This is a genomic window from Streptomyces sp. NPDC051987 (assembly GCF_040680735.1).
In the GTDB taxonomy this organism is placed as follows: Bacteria; Actinomycetota; Actinomycetes; order Streptomycetales; family Streptomycetaceae; genus Streptomyces.
In genome coordinates this window covers 43496-44767 of the sequence record NZ_JBFAXI010000064.1, presented here as the reverse complement: position 1 = coordinate 44767, position 1272 = coordinate 43496, and the positions used below count along the sequence as shown (strand labels likewise).

The following is a 1272-nucleotide window of genomic DNA, read 5'->3' as shown; positions in this document are numbered from 1 at the left end:
ACCACGTGGGGACCGGTGCCGAACGGCGCGGGTGGTATCGGACCGCGTACCGGGCCCTCAGACCTGCCAGGTGAACGCAAGCAACTCGCGTCACGGCCACTCCGGCGGAGGGACGCCGCCGGTCGAAGCTGACCGAGAACGTGCGGTGCCGTGAGCTGTCTCTGCCCATGCTGAGCTGGTCGGCCGGTCGGGGTGCGTCCCGATCACCGCGTTGCTACGGCGAGATCCTGCCAGCCGAGCAGTCCGTCTGAGGAGGGCGGGGCGTCCGGTCCACGGCTTCGCCGCAGGTCAGCCGTATAAGGTGAGTTTTCCGGTCCGGATGACCAGCAGCGGGGGAAGTAAGGGGTGGAGAGCCTTGGGTCCCGACGCAGGGGCACGCACAGCCTTCGCGGAGCGCCTCGCGTTGCTGTACAAGGAGGCCGGTAATCCTCCGCTCAAGCGCGTCGCCGAGGCGGTCGACCGATTGCACCGCGTCGACGAGCGAGGCCGTCCGGTACGGGTCTCGGCCCAGCGGATCAGTGACTGGCGGCGGGCGAAGAACGTGCCCGCACAGTTCGTCGCCCTCTCCGCCGTCCTGCAGGTCCTGATCCCGCAGGCGCGTCGGGCGCAGCCTGCGCCGGTGTCCAGCGGGCTGTACGACATGGCCCAGTGGCAGAAGCTCTGGGAGCGGGCCGTGGCCGACCCGGTCGGCGAGCTGCCCGGACCGGAGGCGGCCGAGGAGACGGACCAGACGCCGCCGGTCGACAGCGTCTGCCCGTACCGGGGTCTGGCCCCCTACCGCCGCGAGGACGCCCGCTGGTTCTTCGGCCGGGAGCGCAGCACCGAGGCGCTGGTCGCCCAGCTCCGTTCCGCGGAGGCGGGCGGCGGCCTGGTCATGCTGGTCGGCGCCTCGGGCGCGGGGAAGTCCTCACTGCTCAACGCCGGCCTGGTCACGGCGCTGCAGAACGGCGCCCTGGCCGACGGCGAGGGCCGCCCGCGGCGCGTCCTCCAGGTCGTCCCGGGCGCGGACCCCGTGAAGGAGCTGACCCGTCGCATACCCGAGCTGGCCGAACTGGCGGACCTGGGCGACCCGGACGCCGTACGCAAAGCGATCGCGTCCTGGGCCCACCGGGAGACCACATCCGACACAGCGCCGACCGGACCACCCGACGCCCAGCCGACAACGACAGCAACCGCGTCCACCGCGTCCACCGCGCCCACCACGTCCACCACGTCCACCACGTCCACCACGTCCACCACGAGCGGATTGGTGGGGGGGGTTTTTGGTGGTAA

At 71.9% G+C, this 1272-nt stretch carries 1 protein-coding gene; it reads left to right on the top strand.

Annotated features, from left to right (window positions below):
- Positions 1–355 precede the first annotated feature (355 nt).
- The coding region (locus AB0M11_RS28560) for an ATP-binding protein (protein WP_365710420.1) at positions 356–1272 on the top strand (917 nt) is incomplete at its 3' end.